Source organism: Jeotgalicoccus psychrophilus DSM 19085 (assembly GCF_000425845.1).
GTDB lineage: Bacteria > Bacillota > Bacilli > Staphylococcales > Salinicoccaceae > Jeotgalicoccus > Jeotgalicoccus psychrophilus.
This window is the reverse complement of sequence record NZ_AUEF01000010.1, coordinates 20,697-40,299: the sequence shown is the minus strand read 5'-3', so window position 1 is coordinate 40,299 and position 19,603 is coordinate 20,697. Positions and strand designations below refer to the sequence as shown.

Annotated in this window: 20 protein-coding genes and 1 tRNA gene; 3 read left to right on the top strand and 18 right to left on the bottom strand. The window is 40.9% G+C overall.

From position 1 onward, the window contains the following. Positions 1-89 precede the first annotated feature (89 nt). Positions 90-1,085, top strand: a complete 996-nt coding sequence (locus H625_RS0105235) for an acrylyl-CoA reductase family protein (RefSeq protein ID WP_026858976.1) — start codon at positions 90-92, stop codon at positions 1,083-1,085. A 25-nt stretch (positions 1,086-1,110) separates the two neighbouring features. Here H625_RS0105235 and H625_RS0105230 read toward each other — a convergent pair whose 3' ends face one another. The 7 genes from H625_RS0105230 to H625_RS0105200 form a co-directional block, all read right to left on the bottom strand. Next, a complete protein-coding gene (locus H625_RS0105230) occupies positions 1,111-2,493 on the bottom strand; it encodes a lanthionine synthetase LanC family protein (protein WP_026858975.1) in 1,383 nt (460 codons plus the stop codon). A 31-nt stretch (positions 2,494-2,524) separates the two neighbouring features. After that, positions 2,525-2,950 carry an OsmC family protein gene (locus tag H625_RS0105225; protein ID WP_026858974.1) on the bottom strand — a complete coding sequence of 142 codons (426 nt, stop codon included), beginning with the start codon at positions 2,948-2,950 and terminating at the stop codon, positions 2,525-2,527. A gap of 13 nt (positions 2,951-2,963) precedes the next feature. After that, the gene (locus H625_RS0105220) at positions 2,964-3,743 is read right to left on the bottom strand and encodes a sulfite exporter TauE/SafE family protein (RefSeq protein WP_026858973.1); all 780 of its coding nucleotides are present in this window, start codon (positions 3,741-3,743) and stop codon (positions 2,964-2,966) included. Next, a complete protein-coding gene (locus H625_RS0105215) occupies positions 3,743-5,104 on the bottom strand; it encodes an MBL fold metallo-hydrolase (protein WP_026858972.1) in 1,362 nt (453 codons plus the stop codon). Before H625_RS0105215 ends, H625_RS0105220 begins: the two co-directional genes overlap by 1 nt. Positions 5,105-5,136: 32 nt before the next feature. After that, positions 5,137-6,216 carry a DsrE/DsrF/DrsH-like family protein gene (locus H625_RS0105210; protein WP_026858971.1) on the bottom strand — a complete coding sequence of 360 codons (1,080 nt, stop codon included), beginning with the start codon at positions 6,214-6,216 and terminating at the stop codon, positions 5,137-5,139. Between the two features lie 110 nt (positions 6,217-6,326). After that, a complete protein-coding gene (locus H625_RS0105205; RefSeq protein ID WP_026858970.1) occupies positions 6,327-6,611 on the bottom strand; it encodes a metal-sensing transcriptional repressor in 285 nt (94 codons plus the stop codon). A gap of 81 nt (positions 6,612-6,692) precedes the next feature. Beyond that, complete coding sequence (locus H625_RS0105200; RefSeq protein ID WP_051238988.1) at positions 6,693-8,300, bottom strand: M20/M25/M40 family metallo-hydrolase; 1,608 nt, start codon at positions 8,298-8,300, stop codon at positions 6,693-6,695. 155 nt (positions 8,301-8,455) lie between these two features. On the opposite strand from H625_RS0105200, the gene H625_RS0105195 reads away from it, so the two are divergent. Continuing rightward, the gene (locus H625_RS0105195; RefSeq protein ID WP_026858968.1) at positions 8,456-9,010 is read left to right on the top strand and encodes a GNAT family N-acetyltransferase; all 555 of its coding nucleotides are present in this window, start codon (positions 8,456-8,458) and stop codon (positions 9,008-9,010) included. Positions 9,011-9,040: 30 nt separating this feature from the next. On the opposite strand, the gene H625_RS12625 is transcribed toward H625_RS0105195, so the two are convergent. Next, positions 9,041-11,008 carry a GTP-binding protein gene (locus H625_RS12625; RefSeq protein WP_035785231.1) on the bottom strand — a complete coding sequence of 656 codons (1,968 nt, stop codon included), beginning with the start codon at positions 11,006-11,008 and terminating at the stop codon, positions 9,041-9,043. Between the two features lie 112 nt (positions 11,009-11,120). Between H625_RS12625 and H625_RS0105185 the strand changes: the two genes are divergently transcribed. Continuing rightward, positions 11,121-11,193: transfer RNA gene (locus H625_RS0105185), tRNA-Ala, on the top strand. A gap of 53 nt (positions 11,194-11,246) precedes the next feature. Here the strand turns inward: H625_RS0105185 and H625_RS0105180 are convergent. From H625_RS0105180 to H625_RS12610, 10 genes are all read right to left on the bottom strand, one after another. Then, positions 11,247-12,254 carry a beta propeller repeat protein gene (locus H625_RS0105180; protein WP_026858967.1) on the bottom strand — a complete coding sequence of 336 codons (1,008 nt, stop codon included), beginning with the start codon at positions 12,252-12,254 and terminating at the stop codon, positions 11,247-11,249. Between the two features lie 33 nt (positions 12,255-12,287). After that, positions 12,288-12,998: a DUF998 domain-containing protein gene (locus H625_RS0105175; protein WP_051238987.1), complete on the bottom strand. Its 711-nt coding sequence runs from the start codon at positions 12,996-12,998 to the stop codon at positions 12,288-12,290. Positions 12,999-13,030: 32 nt separating this feature from the next. Then, complete coding sequence (locus H625_RS0105170; protein WP_026858965.1) at positions 13,031-13,669, bottom strand: pentapeptide repeat-containing protein; 639 nt, start codon at positions 13,667-13,669, stop codon at positions 13,031-13,033. 97 nt (positions 13,670-13,766) lie between these two features. Next, the gene (locus tag H625_RS13730; RefSeq protein ID WP_169516114.1) at positions 13,767-14,015 is read right to left on the bottom strand and encodes a hypothetical protein; all 249 of its coding nucleotides are present in this window, start codon (positions 14,013-14,015) and stop codon (positions 13,767-13,769) included. A 195-nt stretch (positions 14,016-14,210) separates the two neighbouring features. Next, complete coding sequence (locus H625_RS0105160) at positions 14,211-14,606, bottom strand: hypothetical protein (protein ID WP_026858963.1); 396 nt, start codon at positions 14,604-14,606, stop codon at positions 14,211-14,213. A gap of 29 nt (positions 14,607-14,635) precedes the next feature. Continuing rightward, positions 14,636-15,664: a M42 family metallopeptidase gene (locus tag H625_RS0105155; RefSeq protein WP_026858962.1), complete on the bottom strand. Its 1,029-nt coding sequence runs from the start codon at positions 15,662-15,664 to the stop codon at positions 14,636-14,638. A gap of 50 nt (positions 15,665-15,714) precedes the next feature. Next, positions 15,715-16,500 carry a formate/nitrite transporter family protein gene (locus tag H625_RS12620; protein WP_051238986.1) on the bottom strand — a complete coding sequence of 262 codons (786 nt, stop codon included), beginning with the start codon at positions 16,498-16,500 and terminating at the stop codon, positions 15,715-15,717. A gap of 48 nt (positions 16,501-16,548) precedes the next feature. Beyond that, positions 16,549-16,848 carry a cupin domain-containing protein gene (locus H625_RS0105145; RefSeq protein ID WP_026858961.1) on the bottom strand — a complete coding sequence of 100 codons (300 nt, stop codon included), beginning with the start codon at positions 16,846-16,848 and terminating at the stop codon, positions 16,549-16,551. A 74-nt stretch (positions 16,849-16,922) separates the two neighbouring features. Further along, positions 16,923-17,768 carry a serine/threonine-protein kinase gene (locus H625_RS12615; RefSeq protein WP_051238985.1) on the bottom strand — a complete coding sequence of 282 codons (846 nt, stop codon included), beginning with the start codon at positions 17,766-17,768 and terminating at the stop codon, positions 16,923-16,925. 16 nt (positions 17,769-17,784) lie between these two features. Beyond that, positions 17,785-19,590 carry an ABC transporter ATP-binding protein gene (locus H625_RS12610; RefSeq protein ID WP_051238984.1) on the bottom strand — a complete coding sequence of 602 codons (1,806 nt, stop codon included), beginning with the start codon at positions 19,588-19,590 and terminating at the stop codon, positions 17,785-17,787. Positions 19,591-19,603: the final 13 nt, after the last annotated feature.

The window sequence follows — 19,603 nt, the reverse complement described above, 5'->3', positions numbered from 1 at the left end:
AATAAGAAAGTACTCATAATCTTTATTTAACGATTATCTCCTCCTGCCCCAGGGAAGATATAAACAATAATAATTTTAGGAGGCTCATAATGAATTCTTTCAAAGCTTTAGTTGCTGATAAGACAGACGAAGGCACAGAGATGAGTATTAAAAATTTAAATGTAGATGATTTATCCGAAGGTGATGTGCTGATTGACGTTCACTATTCCAGTGTGAATTATAAAGATGGCATGGTCGCGGCGGAAGGTCAGATTGCTGAAGACTTCCCGATTATTCCGGGGATTGATCTTGCTGGAGTAGTAATTGAATCCACTGATGACAAGTTTAAAAAGGGTGATTCAGTCATCGCGACGAGTTATAAAATTGGGACAGGTATTTCAGGCGGCTTTTCTGAAGTCGCACGTATTCCTGCTGAATATGTCGTTTTGTTACCTGACGGACTGACATTAAAAGAGTCGATGGAACTTGGGACAGCCGGTTTTACTGCAGGTATTTCTATTTCAAAACTTGAACGGGCAGGCGTTACACCGGATAACGGTGAAGTGCTCGTTGCCGGTGCTTCTGGCGGTGCCGGGAGTTTATCGATTAGCATGCTCGCTGCTTTAGGTTACGACGTCGTTGCAAGTACAGGCAGCATGGATGAAGAAGATTATTTAACATCACTTGGTGCGAAGAAAATCATTCACCGTGATGATGTAGTTAATGATGATAAAAAGCCCGTTCATAAACCTCAGTATCAAGCGGCAATTGATCCAGTCGGCGGGAAAACGACAGAGTATATTATTAAAACGCTTAAACCCGAAGGTGCACTTGCTACATTCGGACTGGTTGGAGGTATTCAAGTCCATACGACTGTATTGCCGTTTATCGGACGCGGTATTCACTGGCTCGGTGTTGATTCTGTATTCTATCCCATGGAACAGCGTATAAAAGTTTGGGATAGACTGGCGAAGGATTTAAAACCTGAAATTCTCGACAAAGATGTCGTTAATGAAGTCACTCTCGAAGAGCTTCCGCAAGTTCTTCATGATATAATCGACGGCAAGGTCAGAGGCCGTACGATTGTTAATTTAAAAAATGAATAATTAAGCAATTTAAAAACTCCTTCAGCTATTTTGCTGAGGGAGTTTTTGTTTTCGGATACGGGTCATCCGGCAGTCTCAGTATATCGAAATCATTCGTCACCGCCTGGTAAAGCTGAACCAACTCAGCTGCGATGCCTGAAGATCCGTCAAGATAACCGATTTTCGCAGTCACATGTTCAGGATTCGTTCTGTCGAACGCATGATACCAGCATGCTCCAGTATTTTCTTCATAGACGCTTTCGCTCAGCAGCTGCTTGCCAACGCGTTTCGCATAATTTAAATACTTATCTTCACCGGTCTCTGCCCACAGACCAAGAAACACGCTGCTCATGCCTGCAGAACCGCAGCACTGTGATGCGACGTTCCAGTAGCCGTCTGAATGAAGTTCCGGTGCGCCTGTATTTAAAATTCCATTGACGATATTTTCTGTACACTCTTTATATTCCGTTTCACCAGTCACTTTATACAGTTTGTAAAACAAGCGGATAGTTCCTGCTGCACCGTGACACAGCCCAAGATAATGCACATCTTTTAAATAGGGAAAGCTGTGCGGAAATAAAATATTGTCTCCTTCAACAGTCGCAATCGCTTGAATATATTTTACACCTTTTTCAGCTGCTGCAAGATATCTTTCATCTTTATTTTCTTCATATAAAGATGCCATCGCATATGCAACGCCTGCTGTACCGTAAAAATAGTTCGGCATTACACTGTCTTCAGGAATTCCGAAATAAGCCGGATTGATTGTCGGCCATGTCATCTGACCTTCTTTTTCCTGTCCCTCATTCAGAATTTTCCCGCCTGCTTTTAAAGCAAGTTCATGCCAGTCTGTTCTCTTATATTTTTCTGCTGCTTTAATTAAAAATAATATAATACCGGAGTCAAAGAAAATCGCAGGTTCACCTGTCCAGACAATTCCTTTATCTGTCTGACGTGCCGCATCAGCCGTTTCTTCAATCAGCTGAATTGCAAATTCATCAAATTCAGCCATCCCTGAAACTTCTGCCAGCTCACCAAATACATACGCAATCCCTGTCACACCGTTCAGCACACCCCACTCTGAATGCTCGATATTACCGCCGTACTGCTGCATTCTCACTTCACAGTCCCAGTTGCTGATAATATACTTCCCAGCTTTAACAGCATCGTCTAAATAACTGTTATCATCAGCCGCTCGTGCCAGCTGAGTCAGAAAATAAATCACACCCGGTGAACCGCTGTATAAAGAAAACTGTCCCATAAATGTGTTTTCATGAGGTTCAGCCGGAGAAAATGGTTCTTCTTCCCAGTACATACCTTCCGGTGTTTCAATTGCAGTATTTTTAAGCATTTTTGCCGCTTCTTTTGCAGCATTTAAATAGTCTTCAGTTTCTGGTTCATGAAATAAAGGTCTTAATTGATTCGACATTCAAACACTCCTCATTAAAACAGCATTTTTGTTATATCAGTGTAATTTTTCCTTCTATCTTAATTTCTGCATCTGCTCTTTTAAGCAGATTGCCGATATGACAACCCATATCTGCAGTATTAAATGCACGTTCCACAAATTTAATCTCTTCTTCAGTTGCACTCTCAGGAAGACTGACTTCAGGATAGTGAACGATTTTTAATCCTTTATCTTTCGAATTCACTGCATCTGTTGTCATCGCGAGACCTATTACCGGCAATTTTCTCGCAGCGGTCAGTGCAATCAGTGTCATCGCATAACAGGATGCTGCCGATGCTGCGAGCAGATCTGTAGGGTTCGCACCGTCGCCGCTGCCTCCGGAAACGGTCGGAATCGCAATCTGAGTATCCATTTTATCTGCTGTAATTGTACCTGTTCCTTTCGTACTTCCGTTCCAAACTGTTTTTAAATGAGCCATAATTATCCCTGCCCTATAGTAAGATTTCAATCCATATTTTAATTGCTGTTGCTAAAATTAAAACCGCAAGCATCCACTGCAATATTTTTGTATTCATCTTCTGGCCAAGTTGTGCACCGAGAGGCGCTGCTATCAGACTAGCAATAATCATAATCAGCGCAGGACCGTACAGTACCTGATCTGTTAAAATTTTACCTGCCGTTGTCCCAATTGAAGATATAAATGTCACAGCAAGGCTCGTCGCAATTGTTACCCGTGTAGGTATTTTAAGAACGACTAGCATAATCGGCACTAAGATAAATGCACCCGCTGCACCAACAATACCGGAAGCTGTACCTGTAATAAAGGCCAGCCCCGCTGCAAGATATTTATTATAGTCCAGTGAATCTCCCGGCGAGTAGGGTACTTCTTTTTTAGGCATAAACATCATGACTACTGCAATAGTTGCAAGTACCGCGTAAACAATATTCACCTGAGGTTCCGAAAGATATCCGGAGCCGTATCCGCCAAGCAGACTTCCAAAAAGGATCGCTCCGCCCATATAGATAATCAGGCGAAGATTAAGATATCCACTGTTTCTGTACGCCCAGACACCTCCAATCGTTGCAAAAAACACCTGTACTGCACTGATGCCGGCAACTTCATGTGCTGTAAAAGAAGTGAATCCCAGCATAGCCGGAATATAAAGCAGCATCGGGTACTTTATAATCGAACCGCCTATTCCCACCATGCCGGAAATGTAAGAACCCAGAAAACCGATAAAGAATATAACCGTTATAAATGATATATCCATTAGTTCATCACTGCTTTAATGCCCATATACCCTCTTTCGACGTTGATTAAATCATCGAATCCGCGGGCTTTTAAAACACTCATTGCGATTGCTGAACGGACACCTGACTGACAGTGTACGTAAATTTTATCTTCTTTGCTGAATGGAATTTCTGCATTTTGCAGTTTACCAAAATGAATATGTGACGCACTTTCAATATTTCCGGCATTATATTCCGAACTTGAACGGACGTCCAAGATGTTTATGCCATCTATATTCTGAACAAGTATTTCCGGGGAAATATTTTCGTATGAGTCATTAAAATACTTATCTGCCTGGTCCGCAGGTACAATTAACTGCAGATTATCAAAGCCGATTGATGCCAAATCTTCCTGAATTGATTGACTATCTTCAGGATTGGCGATTACCGTCATCGGCTCAGTATAATTGATATACCAGCCTGCGAACTGAAGGAATTTCCCGTTATAAGGTAAGTTGATTGAACCTTTCATAAAGCCTTGTTTGAATATTTCTTTGCTTCTTAAGTCGAATACCTGCCCCGGGAGAGTTTCCGGCGTTGCGACTTCAACTTCTCTCACATTGAATTCCGGCAGTCCTTCTTTGTTCACTTTTTTCATATGTGCAAAGTAATTCGGAGGCTCCGGCTGATCACTTGTCAGCTCGGTAATGAATGCCTCTTTATCATCATATTTGAACACCCAGTTATTCTGGCGCTCGTAACCAAGCGTTGATAACGGCACCGCACCAAGTGACTTGCCGCATGCACTTCCGGCACCGTGTCCCGGCCATACCTGCATGAAGTCCGGGTAATCCGCCATCTTCTGCAATGAACTGAACATAGAATTGGCACCTTCTTCTGTCGTGCCTTTCATATTTGCTGCTTCTTCAAGTAAATCCGGACGCCCGATATCACCGACAAACATAAAGTCACCTGTAAATATTCCCATTGGCTCAGTACTTCCACCACCAAGGTCTGTCAGTACGAATGATATACTCTCAGGGGTATGTCCCGGTGTATGAATGACTTTTAATTCAACATTGCCGACATTGATAACGTCGCCTTCTTTAAGGTATACCGTATCTTCCGGAACGTCCTGATACTTCCAGTGTTCGTCGCCTTCATCCGACACGAACAGTTTCGCTCCAAATTTACGTGCTGTATCACGAAGACCTGAAGCGAAGTCAGCATGAATATGCGTTTCTGTCGCTTGTGTTATTTTAAAACCTTCAGCATTTGCTGTTTCTGCGTATTCATCCAGTACACGTTTCGGGTCGATAATAATAGCTTCTTTTGTCTTCTGACACGCTACCATATAAGAAGTTTGCGAAAGTTTCTGATCATAAAATTGTTTGAAATACATTTAATACACTCTCCAGTTTTTTATAATTTAGTCTATATAAATAAGTTAAGATTCCCGTTTTCTGCATCTCCGAGATATGTGCCGACCCCACCGAACTGAACATTCGATAGAAGTTCCTCTTTATCGACTGCCATAATATCCATACTCATCGTACAGGCAATCATTTTAACGCCGAGTTTGTCGGCTTTTTCAATCATTTCCGATAATGCATCCACTTTCTTTTTCTTCATCACATGCTGAATCATTTTAGAACCCATGCCGAGCATATTCATTTTTGAAATCGGCAGTTTTGAAGCTGACTTCGGCATCATCATGCTGAACATTTTATCGAGACCTTTTTTATTTTTTTTCGGTGCATTCGGGTCTTTAATAATATTCAGGCCCCAGAAAGTAAAGAACATCGTTACTTCTTTGCCCATACTCTTTGCACCGGATGCAATAATGAATGAAGCAAGCGCCTTGTCCATATCACCGCTGAAGACAACAATCGTCGCGCCGTCTTTCGTTTCAACCATCTTGTGTCCTTCAGCTGCTGCCGGTGCTTTCTTTTCAAGCACAACAGTCACATTTTCACCGGATACTTCATTTTTAAGTACGACATGTCCATGCTTTTTAGCCCATGCTTCAACATCTGTACAAAAGCCGTGATCCGTTACAGTGATTTCCATCTGTTTGCCTGTGTCGAGACCGCTCATCACTTCATTTACTTTTAACAGAGGTCCCGGACACTGCAGACCGTGTGCTGCGATTTTAATACGATCTTCGGCAATATTTGAATGCGTCTCCACCGGAGCAATAACTTCTTCAGTATCAGTACTGCTGAACTTTCCTGTATAAGATGAAAACCCGCCTTCCAGGCTGATTGCATCAAAACCTTTGGCACTCAATAAATCTGCGGCTGTTTGACTGCGCCTGCCACTCTTGCAGTATGTGTATATTTTTTTATCTTTCGGCAGTTCAGTCGCACGCTGCTCCAGTTCTGTTAAAGAAATGTGTTTCGCTGTTTTAACGTGGCCAAGTTCATATTCAAATGTTTCTCTGACGTCAAGCAGATACTCTCCTCTGTTAAGCAACTCATCTGCATCATTCATGTGATAATTATTTCTATTCATTTTAAAAACTCCTTTTCTTTTTAATACCTGTAGGGGTATATTAACAAGTATAATTCTATCTGTCAAATACCTATGGGGGTATAATTTAAAATAAAAAAAGAACAGATAACTTATCTGCTCTTGTTTAATAATTCCACGGCTTCTTTAATTAAATCATCTGCATTCTGCTCTGGATGAATCATTGCTTCCTTAACACATTCGACCAGGTTTTCACTAATAATTACGTTCATTGTACGGTTAAGTGCGCTCTTCGCGGCACTCAGCTGTGTGACTACATCACGGCAGTTTTCTCCTTCTTCAATCATCTTTTTAGCACCGTTAATCTGTCCCTGCAGTCTGTTTATACGGTTGATAATTGCTTTGTCGTATACATACGTTTGATCTTCAACAGTCATATACATTCCTCTTTCCACTGTTCTTAAGTACGTATATTATAGTGTAAAATATGTCATTAGTCAAATACCCTGCCAGGTATATTAAAAGAATTCAGCTATCAATTTTCGTAGCACTGCCGGCATCATTTCAAATGCATTTTTCTTATGCAGCCGTTCGGTCATTTTATGTGCATCTTTGCCGTACGGTCCAATGTTTATCACCGGCGCACTCAACTGCTGCATTTCTTCAAAGGGTATTGTATATGTTTCTCCCCATAACGGCGCATTGTTTTTAAACGACTGCCAGCCGTCATCTGTCGGGTTATAGTTCACATAACTTAAATCCGATATACCGTTGAAATAATGCTTATTTGTCACGTCGTAATTATATTTTTTATGCATCTCACTTTTAGTCGCTTCAATCAGCTTTCTCACCAGTTCATCATCAGACGAATTCACGGCCGGCATATACGGCGGTGCAAACATCAGCACTGTCGCCGGCGCCAATTCCTGACAGTATTCCATCAACTTGTCGGCAATCAGCAACGTCATCTTCCGCTCGTCTGTCCCATTTTGTTCAATAACTGCCCTGATTAATTCATCTGCTTCTTCTTTACTGTATTTATCGATAAAGTACTCAAGCACCTCGTGGTACTCCATCACCCTGATGCAGTTCAGTGCTGGTATTTGATGGGCTTTACAAATTTCTTCATAATCCGTCCGGCATTCGTGCATTGCGTCTTCGGCAATTTCCTTAAATGTTATCATGACGTCTTTTGCTGTCTGCGACAAAGTGAACACATTGTACAATGCATAGCTGTGATGTGAAGTCTGCACGTCATAATTGTCTTTTAAGTCGTTCGCCTGCAGGCAAACGGGTAGCGGTGTCGTTTCCCCATCGTAAGTTTCTAAAAAGCGGTCTGTGTATTCCATTTTTTTAGTTAAATACGAGCCGATAAAATGAGATGTAATCCCGCTCAGCGGTTCTCCTGCATGAGTCGGCACACCGTAAAACAATGCCGCCGGCAGTATTTTACCGATTGAGCCTGAATATATGTAGTGATTCTCGTCCAGCGGCTGCTGTGTAAATGACGGTTCCCCATTTAAGAACAGTTTTATATTTAAGTTATTTGTTTTAGAAATTTCGAGAATTCCCGGTACTGCAGCAAGCATGCCCCGAGAACTGACTTCTTCGTCAGGCACTGTCACCAGCAGTAAATTTACCGGCCATTCTTCACGCACTGCCTGTTCAATTAAATGCATATGCAGTGCGACCCCCATTTTCATATCCATCGTGCCCCGCCCAAATATATACTGATCTGTATATAAATCTGCTTTTGCAGCCGGCGTTAAGAAATCCGGGTTGTCCCGAAATGCCTGTGTCAGCTTTTCCGGATTAAAGGCTAAGTCCTGCAGCTGGCCGTATTCCTCTGTCCCAACCGTATCAAAATGACTAATCAATACGACTGTGTCCGAGCTTTTATCAGTTTTATATAATGCTGTAAATGCATTCCTGTTTTTTCCTGCGTCAAATAATTTAATTCTATCCGGATTAGATTTAAAGTAATCCAGCTCTTTAAATTTCACTATCAGTTTATGCGGGAAATCAATTTCCCCCTGTGTTCCCGATAAACTATTCCAGCCGACTAATTCTGCAAGTAAATCTTCCAGCTGTTTTGACGATTCCCATAAATACCCCTGTTGTTCCATCTGCAAAACTCCCCTTATTTACATTAAAATATTAAATTATCTGCGTTATTTCCCGGGAAACATTGTTCTTTAATTATACTTTATATTAAAAGTCTTAATATTAAAAATATATTAGTATTTATAATGATACTATAGAAACAAACAAGGAGGCATTTATGTACACTGATAAAGATCTCGGCATTCGTCCGATTAAAGATGAAGATTTATTCAAGTTGTGGGAATTAATATATAAAGATGAAAATCCGGAATGGAAACAGTGGGATGCACCTTACTTCCGACACCATACAGTTCCTTATGAAAAGTTTTTGGAGAAAGGCGATTTATTCATTAACTCCGAGAGCCTGTGGGTAATCACTGTAAATAATGAGATATGCGGCGTTGTAACATTTTATTTTGAAGATGACATGAAGAAATGGCTGGAAATCGGCATTGTTATTCATGAATGTCAGAACTGGGGCAAAGGCCTTGGTACACGGGCTTTAAAACTATGGATTAGTCATGTCTTCAATACAGTACCGACAGTAAGAGTCGGGCTCACAACATGGTCCGGCAATAAACGGATGTTATGTGTCGGAGAAAAACTCGGCATGCAACTTGAAGGCAGAATACGAAAAGTCCGTTATTACGAAGGCGAATATTACGACTCAATTCGTATGGGTATTTTAAAAGAAGAATGGGAAACTAAAAAAGCAGGAACAGAATCAAATTAAGATTCTGTTCCTGCTTTTATTATTTAAAGTTCATTTAATATGACGGACTTCATCGATGTCGTACCACTTCACTTCATAGCCTGCACCTTTTTTAAAGTAAATGGAGTTTGGTGTGTTGTCGAGGTCTCTCTCCGGATTATAATCCGCCTGTTCAATCACTTCTTTTGGATTATGACACGGACGATAACCTGCCGACTGCAGCGAGACAGTTCCTTCACCTTTAGTATAGGATGCGAGTTCAATCGGATAATCTACAAATGTCGCAACCGGCACTTCGCCTTTTAATGATACTTTATTATCCCCGAGTTGCTCCATATCACCTGATACACCGTGAAGTCTCTGAACATCTGCCATTGCACGTCCTGCCAAATCTGCAGGCAGCGTAATTTCAAATGAATACCAGGGTTCCAAAAGTACTGATGTGGCTTTCATTAATCCCTGCCTGACCGCGCGGTACGTTGCCTGTCGCAAATCGCCGCCCTGAGTTTCTCTTAACGCTGTTCTCGCCGCCATTAAAGTAATCGTGACATCAGTCAGCGGTGCGCCGGTAAGTACGCCCAAGTGTTCTTTTTCTTTAATATGACCCGTAATCAATTTTTGAAATTGTATTTTTAAATCATCAGTATTCGCTTCGTTTTTTGAGAGAATACCTTGTCCCGATGGTCCTGGTTCAAGACGCAGCTGTACTTCAGCGTAATGGCCAAGCGGTTCAAAGTGACCGTATCCAACGATACTTTCTTCAATCGTTTCCCTGTATAAAATTACCGGCGGACCGAATGCAATATCCATTCCGTATTTGTCACGGATAGATTCTGTCAGCACTTCGATATGAATGGTCCCCATCACACGCATATGGATATCGCCTGTCGTTTCAGAAGTTCTGAGACCAATTTCCGGCTCTTCCGCTTCAAGCTGTCTGAGTGTCTTCATCGCTGTAAATACATCAATATCTTGTGGGAGCACGAGTGATGCTTCCATTACCGGCTGCAGTTCGGGCATCTTTGAGACAGGAAACAGTTCAATATTTTCAGAGTCAGCCGTAATAATATCGCCGATTTCTGCCTTATGAATGCCGATTGCCGTGCAGACATCACCCGCCCAGGCTTCACTGACTGCTTCAAATTTCCCGCCGTTCAGCCGCATTAGCTGATTGATTTTTTCTCCATCTGAACCGTTGTAATAGACCATGTCTTTAACCTTCAAAGTGCCGCCTAATACTTTAAATAATGTCAGTCTCTGTCCTTTGCTGTCGTGCATAATTTTATATACCCGTGCACCGGCAGCTTCTATATATACTTTTGGTTCTGTTAAATTTTCCATTATATTGATGACTTCACCGATACCATCACCGTTTAGTGCTGAACCCCAGACACATGGAAATACAGATCTGTTCATCACTGCTTTTTTTGCAGTATTTAACCAGAATGGCTGATCTTCTTTACCTTCCATAAACGTATTCAGCAGCTCTTCGTCCAGCATTGCCAGCTGTTCGATAAATGATTCGCTTAACTCTGAATCCGCAGCTGAAAATAATGCACAGCGTTCATCCAGCTCCTGCAGGCTATCCATAGTTTTATCTTTATCGACATTGGCCCGATCATTTTTATTAATGTAAATAATCGCCGGCACACCGTATTTTTCCAGCAGCTGAAATATGGTTGCCGTGTGCGACTGCACCCCGTCGACCGCACTGACCACTATAATTGCCAGATCCAAGATCTGCAGTGACCGTTCCATTTCTGCAGACAAATCAGCATGTCCCGGTGTATCGATTAAAGTAAATTTACGGTCGCCGATTTCAAAGTCTGCCTGTTTCGAAGACACTGTAATTCCACGAGTTCTTTCAATAGACTCAAAATCAAAATATGTATCGCCGTGATCAACCCGGCCCCGTTTTGAAATCGCTCCTGCATGATAAAGCAGTGCTTCGGTCAATGTTGTTTTCCCTGCATCTACGTGGGCTAAAATTCCAATCGTCGTACGTTCCCCTGTAATCATCGATGCACCTCCTTAACTTGAATAACTACTCTTATATTAAGAATACAGTATTTAAAATCTTACCGCTATTGAGTAAAGACTGGGAATGTTCTACAATGAGAATAATTCATACGGGGCCATAGCTCAGCTGGGAGAGCGTTGCGCTGGCAGTGCAAAGGTCAGGGGTTCGAGCCCCCTTGGCTCCATTCAATTAAAAAATCCGACTCATATAATTATGAGACGGATTTTTCTGTTCAATTTAATTAGTGAGGCAGGCTGAGTTAATTTTATTTTTCGTCACTTCTTCCGGGAAATCGACAGGTACTTTCATCCAGCTTTTACCGCGGTCGACTGAATGATAGACACCTTTGTTGTTCACACCGTAAAATACACTCGGTTCATCTGATGATGTTAGCAGATGAGTCACAATCGTACCTTTGCCGTCAGGCAGTCCTTCTGTGACTTCCTGCCACGGCTCATCACCCTGTTTGCGGAATACTTTCATTTCTGTCTTCTCTCTTTCAGGCATATACGCTGATGCCGGCCCCCGTGCCCCGGAAACAAGGACTGTGTCTTTATCACCCGGATCCACTGCGACATGAACTAAATACGTAAAGTCGCCAAGACCTTCGTTATCAATCTGCCACGACTCACCTTTGTCATCACTCCATGCATAGCCACCCCCGCCTGCTTCATAAAGCAGATTATCATCGTCAGGGTGAACAATCACATTATGAACATCAAACTGGGAGCCGTCTTTACGATCCTCAAATGATTCACCATTATCAATGGAACGCATAATACCGCCGAGCTCAATACCCGCAAGGACAAATGATTCATCCTGAGTGCCGCTCGCTATATCTTTAACATGATGTGTATCAGGACGCGGCGGGAAACTCCACTCTGATTTCGACGGCAAATCCTGCAGCGCAGTCATTTCTGTCCACGTTTCACCTTCATCATCTGAATAATGGAGTTCACTCGGTTCTGTTCCAACATATAAACGTTTAGACACAGGACTGATGTGAAGCGACATGATTCTTTTCGGCAACACATCTGCGCCAACCGCTTCAAAACTCTCACCATTATCACGGCTTATGAACAGCCCGTCATCAAAAGTACCGACGTAAATTGTTTCTGACAGTTCATCAGCTGCCACTGCACGCACATCATCATAACCCGTCTCTATTTCTTTAGTTGACCAGTCCTGTTCCATCCCTGAAACACTGAAAATTTTAGATCCTGAAGTAAAATAAATTGAAGTCATTAATAGTCCTCCTTATTTAATCTCACATAAAACCTATTTACGCTTAACTGATTTGTTTAGCAGCACAACGCCTGTAACAGCCATCCACAGCCAGATTGAAGCATAAAGTGCCCTCTGAATTAAGCCCCCCGGCAGCTCGGGAAACACAGGCTGTAAAAATATAAACAGCAGACTCAGTAAATTAAGCGACAGGCAGAAATAAGTCCATTTTGATAATTTCGGCATGGTACTTTTAATTGCCCGTCCAATAATAATTAAAGCAGGTATTTGGACAAACATTCCCGGCAATGAAGCAAATGTGTGTACTAAAAAGTTTATATCAGCCGGGAATATTCCTGAAATACTGTAGCTGAGTCCGAAAATAACGAGCAGCACAGTCGCTGTTTTGGTTTTCTTGTTATCCGGCCAAAATTTATGAAGAAAAATTGCACCGGTAAAAACTGCTATTCCGGTTAGAGTAAACGTCCAGTTCATTGCCAGATGAGCTGGTGAACAAATTTCATAAGCAGCGAGCTCATATGTATCTATTCCACATATAGTCACACCTAAATCACTCATCGGCTGTTTTAAGAAATTATACGATGCAGTACTTGCTTTGATGACCAAAAATTCAACGATAAAATACAAACTTAATGCAATCCAGGACAGTGCACCAATAATTTTTGTGATTTCATATTTATCTTTTAATACTGATACCGTAATTAACAGCGTTACAGTCAATATCCCCATTAATATATAAGACATAACTTCCCCCCTGCACCTGCTGCAAGTTCTATTTAATCATCCTTCACTACCAGTCCCATCAATGCTGCCATCTGAATTGCCTGCGCACTGGAAACAATACAGCCTTCCAAATCTTCACGCTTAATGCTTAAAGACTCAAAATGCGATGAGCTGATATCAATGCCTTTAAGCGGTGTATCGACAAATCTGGCTTCCGTCAGATCACAATTTTCGAAGCCGATATTCTTAAATTTATTATTAAAGAAATCCGCTGTCACCATTCTTGTATTTTCAAACAGCACATTCTCGAGCTTCGATTCACTTATTCCCGATAAATTTAACAGTGACTCAAAAAACTTAACATTTTTAATTCTGGATTCATCAAAACTGACACCAATCATTTTGCAGTTAACAAATTCAACATTATGCACGGATGCACCCAAAAACACTGTATTTGAAAAGTCGCAGTTAACAAATCGTGTGTCTGTTAAATCTGCATTATCAAATTCATTATTCGATAAATTACTGTTCTTAATTACAGAGTTATATGAGATTAATCTTCTAAGGTCAGTATCAAGAAACTCAGCGTCGTTAATTTCAATGCCATCAAATATCTGATCTTCATCATCAACAATTGATTCATATGAAACAACTTCTAATCCGGCTGGTATTTTCAACGGTTTTAACTTCATTTTTCTTCCTCGCTATTCATATATTCATTTATACCCTCATAATAAAAGACCATAACACATTAAGCGCTATGGTCCTCTTAAAATCATGCTGATTGTATTAAGTTCCGTCTGTTCTTTTCTTATAATTAAACTGAGAAAGCAACGGTAAGACGATAATTAAAATCCAGAACTCAAGCTTTCTGATATTAAATACATTACCTTCCGGCTCTCCAACGAAGATATTCATCGCTATAATTACGAGCCAGGTAAAAACAATGAGAGCAAGCCAGTACTTTTTGTGTTTCTTCCTCTCATCAGCAGTTTTTACTTCCTTCGGTTCAGCTTCTTTTTTCTCAAAGATAGCCAAAAGAAATAAAATTATTACGGTCAGTATCATCGGACCTATCTGGATATACCAGTCAATTCCTGGAAAAAAGTCCGCAATAATAAAAATTAAGAGTGAGAAAATAAATAAAAATAATAGAAATTTACTCTTCGACACGATAACAACACCCTATTTTATATTTAAAGGGCAAGCCCCCTGTTGTGAATGAAAGTAACACTATGTTTTTTCGCGGTTCTCTATAATCTTAATATGGATTTTGTTCAGAGTCGGTATAGCAACAAGAAACACCCAAAAGCTTAAATCATATATATTAAATGCATCTGTTCGTGGTTTTCCAACAAAGATATTCATAGCTGCAATCAAAAGCCAAATGAATAATATAAGAGATAAACGGAAAAGAGAACCCAATTTCGTCCCTTTACCAGTTTCTTTTTGCTCTTTGTCGTCTTCGTCATCATCCATTTCCAATATAGCCACAATTACGGCAATACCACCAAATAGAATGATTGGACCATATTGGACATACCAGGGAATTCCAGTAAAGAAATCAGTAATAATCCATATAATAAATGAGATATACACTGAACCCATTAAAAATATGTTTTTAAGCACAATAACAACACCTTAATGAAGTAATATTGTTAATTCTGAATGTACTCCGAGACCAATTCAAACGTGTTTTCCAGAGCATCGATATGCGTGCGTTCCATACCATGGCTGCTTGAGACTCCTGGTCCGATAAGCGCTGCTCTAATGTTCGCACCGCCGCTCATTGCTGCTGATGCGTCACTGCCGTACATCGGATAAATGTCCACTGCGTAGTTCAGTGCTTTGTCTTTCGCAAAGTTCATCAGTCTTGTCGTCATATCGTAGTCATACGGTCCTGACGAGTCTTTGGCACAGATCGATACATCGTATTCTGTACAGTCAAGATCAAGCCCGATACATCCCATATCGACAGCTAAGAGTTCTGTAATATCTTCCGGAATCCAGGCTGCACCGTGACCGACTTCTTCATACGTTGAGAAGATAAATTTCAGATTCGTTGCTGGTGTCACATCTTCCTGTTTCATCATTTTTAAAATGCTGACAAGGACAGCGACTGAGGCTTTATCGTCTAAGAATCTTGATTTTATAAAGCCTGAGTCTGTAATGACTACTTTCGGATCATACGCGACAATATCACCGTTCTGAATGCCGATATTCTCCACGTCTTCTTTACTTTCCACACGTTCATCGAGTTTTACAATCAGGTTATCGATGTCGCGTTCTTTTGTCGATGCGTCTTTGAATACGTGAATCGATGGTGATTTAGACAAAATAGTCCCCGTATATACTTTGTCATCTCGCGTAATAATATCACAGTATTCTCCATCAAGCGTCGGTGTTAAAGGACCGCCGAGTTTAGTCAGTGATAATGTACCGTCCGAGTTAATTGAACGGACCATCAGGCCTAAAGTATCCACGTGGGCACTTAGTCCTCTCGTGACTGCAGCATTTTCACCGTCTACCTGAACAATCAGGTTCCCCTTCGGTGTCGTCATCGTTTCATAACCGATATCTTCAATTGTTTCCCGTAAAAAACTCACCGCATTATTCGTGTAGCCTGTCGGACTGTTAATTGATAACAACTTTGTTAAAAACGAAATCGTGCCGTCTCTCTTAAACATTACTTCAGCTCCCCTTTTGTTTTAACTTAAGTCTTTGTGTAAACTATACACTAAATCTTTTCTTTATACTCGCCATTTAAATAATAGTAAATACATGCCACGAAAAATCCGCCGCCGATAATATTACCGATCGTTACCGGAATTAAATTGTAGATAAAACCGCCGACTGTCACTGTGTCCACACTGCTGTGCAAGAGAGCGATTGCCATAATTGCCATGTTGGCAATACTGTGTTCAAAGCCGACTGCCACGAATGCAAATATCAGGACGAAAATCAGTGCAAGTTTTGCCATTTCATTCTCTGCATGCGTTGATGTCCAGACTGCCAGACACACCAGCCAGTTACACATAATCCCCTGGAAAAGAAGCGGGATAAAACCGTCACTCATTTTCCCGGCAGCCGTATAAACCGTGTAGCTGTCGATATTTATTTCCGGGAAAATCCCGCTTAAATAGACGAAATATGAAAATGCCAGAGCACCGACTAAGTTTCCGATATAGCACCATATAAGTAAAATCGTTGTTTGTTTCCATGTGATTGTTTTGGTCAGTGCACCGAACGCAAATGTCATGACGTTGCCTGTAAATAAATCCGATCCGGCCCAAATGACAATTGCCAGTGCGACACCGAACGTAATACCTGTAATCAAGTTAACAAATGGAGAATCCACCGCAAATAACGGCCCGCCCATAAAAAATAATACGATACAGCCTACGCCGATATACGCCCCTGCAAGCATCGACGAGACAAAAAATTTCATGTGTGAATCCTCGTAAAAATTCAACTTATTCCGTGCACTGGTACTCATTGTTTTGATTGTCTCTCTATATATCATTAACTCTCCTATTATTAATTACTAATACAATATTATAATCATTCTGATCTATTTTAAAAATACTACTAAAAAGTCAGTATCAGTTACCGCCTCAACACTGTGCAGCTCCTCTGCTTCCATAAACAGAATATCGCTGTTTTGAAGAGTATATTCCTCATCAGAACATATAAACTTAACGGTCCCGCTTCTGACGATTATAAAAATCGGATCTTTAGAATCATGCTCAGGAATCCCTTCACCTGTTTTAAGCTGAATATTAACGATATTCGACCGCTCACTGCCAAATATCTTCTTAATTGATTTTTCTTTTTTAATAAGTTCATTGTCAGTATGAATCAGCTTTGCCATATTATATCCGCTCCTTTTAGTTGTATTATACAATAAAAAAACTCTCTGAACGACGGTCAGAGAGTTTGAATCATTTATTGCGACTGCTGAGCAATATAATCTTCACAGATTTTAAATACTTCATCCGCCCCCGGACGGTTTTCCGCAGCCGGATCGAGACAACGATCAATCATAACAGCAAGCTGATTGTATCCTTCAGTCTGTCTGAGACTGGATACCGGTACTGCGTTCCGTTCCAGCTGTTCATAACGATCATCAAAGCTTTTGAAAGGCCGTTCACCGGTCATCATAAAAAATAGCACTACTCCGATGCCCCATACATCTGCTGCAGAAGTTAACGGTTCTCCCAAAGCCTGTTCAGGAGACATGTAAGGTCTCGTCCCCGTACCTTTTTTGACACTTCCAGGTGTCGCTGCAAGATTGAGATCAAATAATTTGGCCAAAGGCGGCTGTGAAATAATATTCGACGGCTTAATATCCAGATGAAGTATGTTATTTCGGTGCAGATAATTTACGACCGATGCGATTTGCTTACCGAAGTGCGCAATTTGTATTAACGGCAGTTCTTCTTCTTTTTTATATACCTGCCGTACCAGATGGGATATAGTTTCACCGGTCAGAGTTTCCTGAATAATAACAGGTTCAGGTTCCAAAAGAAGTTCATACCCTCTGATTAAATTAGGATGAGATAAGCTTGTAATCAGTTCACCTTCACGAATCAGTCTATCCACAGCTTTTTCTTTAGATAAGACATTTGGCTGCACAGTTTTCCCAATGGTACTGCACATTCTCTCCTCACTCCACAAATGGTACAAATCACAATCTTTTCCACGTCTCATATGAGTTACAACTTTATAATCTGCAACAAGAGTCTCGCCTTTTTTCAGCGGCTCTATTAATGTTTCTTCTTCAGTCTTCATTATTTTACCCCCTGTATTATTTAACAGCCAGCCTCGGTATCATTACATCCTCATGACTGTCTTCACCCTGCTGATCGTTATATAATTTTTTATAATTTCCATTTAAAGCCATCAGCTCGTCGTGCGTACCGATTTCATTGATTTCTCCTTCATAAATATAAAGAATTTTATCTGCTTCACGCGCTGTTTTTAAATTATGAGTAATAATCAGCGTCGCTGTATCTCTCATCAAATCTTTCATCACGCGCTTTTCAGTAGAACCATCCAGACCGTCTGCCGGTTCATCCAGAATCAATACCGATGTATCCTTTATAATTGCTCTCGCAATCGCAAGTCTCTGCTGCTGGCCTCCTGAAAGATTCCGGCCCTTCTGACCAACGTTCGTATCGTAACCCTCAGACATTTTCTCGATAAATTCATGTGCCTCTGCTTTTTTCGCTGCATTTATAATTTCTTCATCTGTTGCATCCGGTTTACCATAGGAAATATTTTCCCGGACAGAACCGTCAAATATCAGCGCTTCCTGAAATACGACTGAAATTCTTTCACGCAGTGACTGCAGATCTACTTCATCAACCGCGTAATTATTAAGGTAAATTTTACCTTCGGTCGGTTCATAAAATCGCAGAAGCATTTTAAGAATTGTTGATTTCCCCACTCCACTCGCGCCTACCAGTGCGACTGTCTCTCCAGAATCTACAATGAAAGAGATATTCGATAACACATTGTTTTTTTTATGCGGATACGCAAATGACACATTCTCAAATATAATTCCTGGTTCATCTTTCTCGATTTTAATACTGGAATCAGAACTGACTGCCGGTTTTTGTTCCATAAATTCAATTACACGTTCAGCACTTGCCGACGCCGAATAAATTGTGTTCAGGAGACGGCTGAGACCGCGCACCGGGCTGTACAGTCTTCTAAGCAGTGTTAAGAATGCTACGAGAATACCAATCGTTACCTCTCCCTGCATAAGAAGAAAGGCACCGAATATCATAACAATAAGAGTTCCCATTGTTTCAATTAAAGACACTGCGGGAGTAAATGTTGATTTTAACCGTACTTTATACATTTTTGCGGTAAATGCAGCCAGGTTCTGGTTATGAAATTTTTTCGATTCATTTTCTTCCTGATTAAATGCCTGCATCAGCGAAATATTTGAAAAACTCTCTTCTGTCAGAGAATTTATCGCGCCCATACGCCTTGAACGTTCACGGGAAGCCATTTTCATACGGACTGAAAAATATCTCGTAATAATGTAAAACAATGGGACTACAATCATCGATGTCAGTGCGAGCTTCCATTCCATAAAAAATAACATGCCAATAAAAACGAGAAGCTGGAATACATATGACAAAGCAGAAGTTGCTCCTGTGACAATCAGTCTTTCAATCGAAGCAATGTCACTTGTCAGTCTCGCAATAATATCTCCGAGTTTGCGCCCTTCAAAAAAGTGAAGTGATAAACTCTGTAAGTGTTCATATAAATGTTTTCTAAGAGCGAGAATGAATTTTTGACCTGCCCAGTTTGTCGTGAATGTTCCGCTGAATGAAAATATTCCAGCGGCAAGACTGAATCCAAAATACAGAAGTACAATCCAGTACAGCGGACTTAGATTTCTCGCATCGAGTACGTTGTCTATAAATATTTGAAGCAGCCATACTGTACCTGCCAAAGCCATAGGCTGTAAGGCTATAAAGATCAGCCCGACAAATATCCATTTGCGGTAGTTTTTAGTATATGGCCAAAATCGGCTGAAAATTTCTTTCACCGGAACTGGAGGTGCTTTACCGATAATGTTCCCTTTAGTCTCCTCCATAGTGAAAAACCGG

Coding starts and splice junctions, on each gene's coding strand:
- H625_RS0105235 (WP_026858976.1), top strand. CDS start 90: ATGAATTCTTTCAAAGCTTTAGTTGCTGATAAGACAGACGAAGGCACA.
- H625_RS0105230 (WP_026858975.1), bottom strand. CDS start 2,493: ATGTCGAATCAATTAAGACCTTTATTTCATGAACCAGAAACTGAAGAC.
- H625_RS0105225 (WP_026858974.1), bottom strand. CDS start 2,950: ATGGCTCATTTAAAAACAGTTTGGAACGGAAGTACGAAAGGAACAGGT.
- H625_RS0105220 (WP_026858973.1), bottom strand. CDS start 3,743: ATGGATATATCATTTATAACGGTTATATTCTTTATCGGTTTTCTGGGT.
- H625_RS0105215 (WP_026858972.1), bottom strand. CDS start 5,104: ATGTATTTCAAACAATTTTATGATCAGAAACTTTCGCAAACTTCTTAT.
- H625_RS0105210 (WP_026858971.1), bottom strand. CDS start 6,216: ATGAATAGAAATAATTATCACATGAATGATGCAGATGAGTTGCTTAAC.
- H625_RS0105205 (WP_026858970.1), bottom strand. CDS start 6,611: ATGACTGTTGAAGATCAAACGTATGTATACGACAAAGCAATTATCAAC.
- H625_RS0105200 (WP_051238988.1), bottom strand. CDS start 8,300: ATGGAACAACAGGGGTATTTATGGGAATCGTCAAAACAGCTGGAAGAT.
- H625_RS0105195 (WP_026858968.1), top strand. CDS start 8,456: ATGTACACTGATAAAGATCTCGGCATTCGTCCGATTAAAGATGAAGAT.
- H625_RS12625 (WP_035785231.1), bottom strand. CDS start 11,008: ATGATTACAGGGGAACGTACGACGATTGGAATTTTAGCCCACGTAGAT.
- H625_RS0105180 (WP_026858967.1), bottom strand. CDS start 12,254: ATGACTTCAATTTATTTTACTTCAGGATCTAAAATTTTCAGTGTTTCA.
- H625_RS0105175 (WP_051238987.1), bottom strand. CDS start 12,998: ATGTCTTATATATTAATGGGGATATTGACTGTAACGCTGTTAATTACG.
- H625_RS0105170 (WP_026858965.1), bottom strand. CDS start 13,669: ATGAAGTTAAAACCGTTGAAAATACCAGCCGGATTAGAAGTTGTTTCA.
- H625_RS0105155 (WP_026858962.1), bottom strand. CDS start 15,664: ATGTTTAAGAGAGACGGCACGATTTCGTTTTTAACAAAGTTGTTATCA.
- H625_RS12620 (WP_051238986.1), bottom strand. CDS start 16,500: ATGATATATAGAGAGACAATCAAAACAATGAGTACCAGTGCACGGAAT.
- H625_RS0105145 (WP_026858961.1), bottom strand. CDS start 16,848: ATGGCAAAGCTGATTCATACTGACAATGAACTTATTAAAAAAGAAAAA.
- H625_RS12615 (WP_051238985.1), bottom strand. CDS start 17,768: ATGAAGACTGAAGAAGAAACATTAATAGAGCCGCTGAAAAAAGGCGAG.
- H625_RS12610 (WP_051238984.1), bottom strand. CDS start 19,590: ATGGAGGAGACTAAAGGGAACATTATCGGTAAAGCACCTCCAGTTCCG.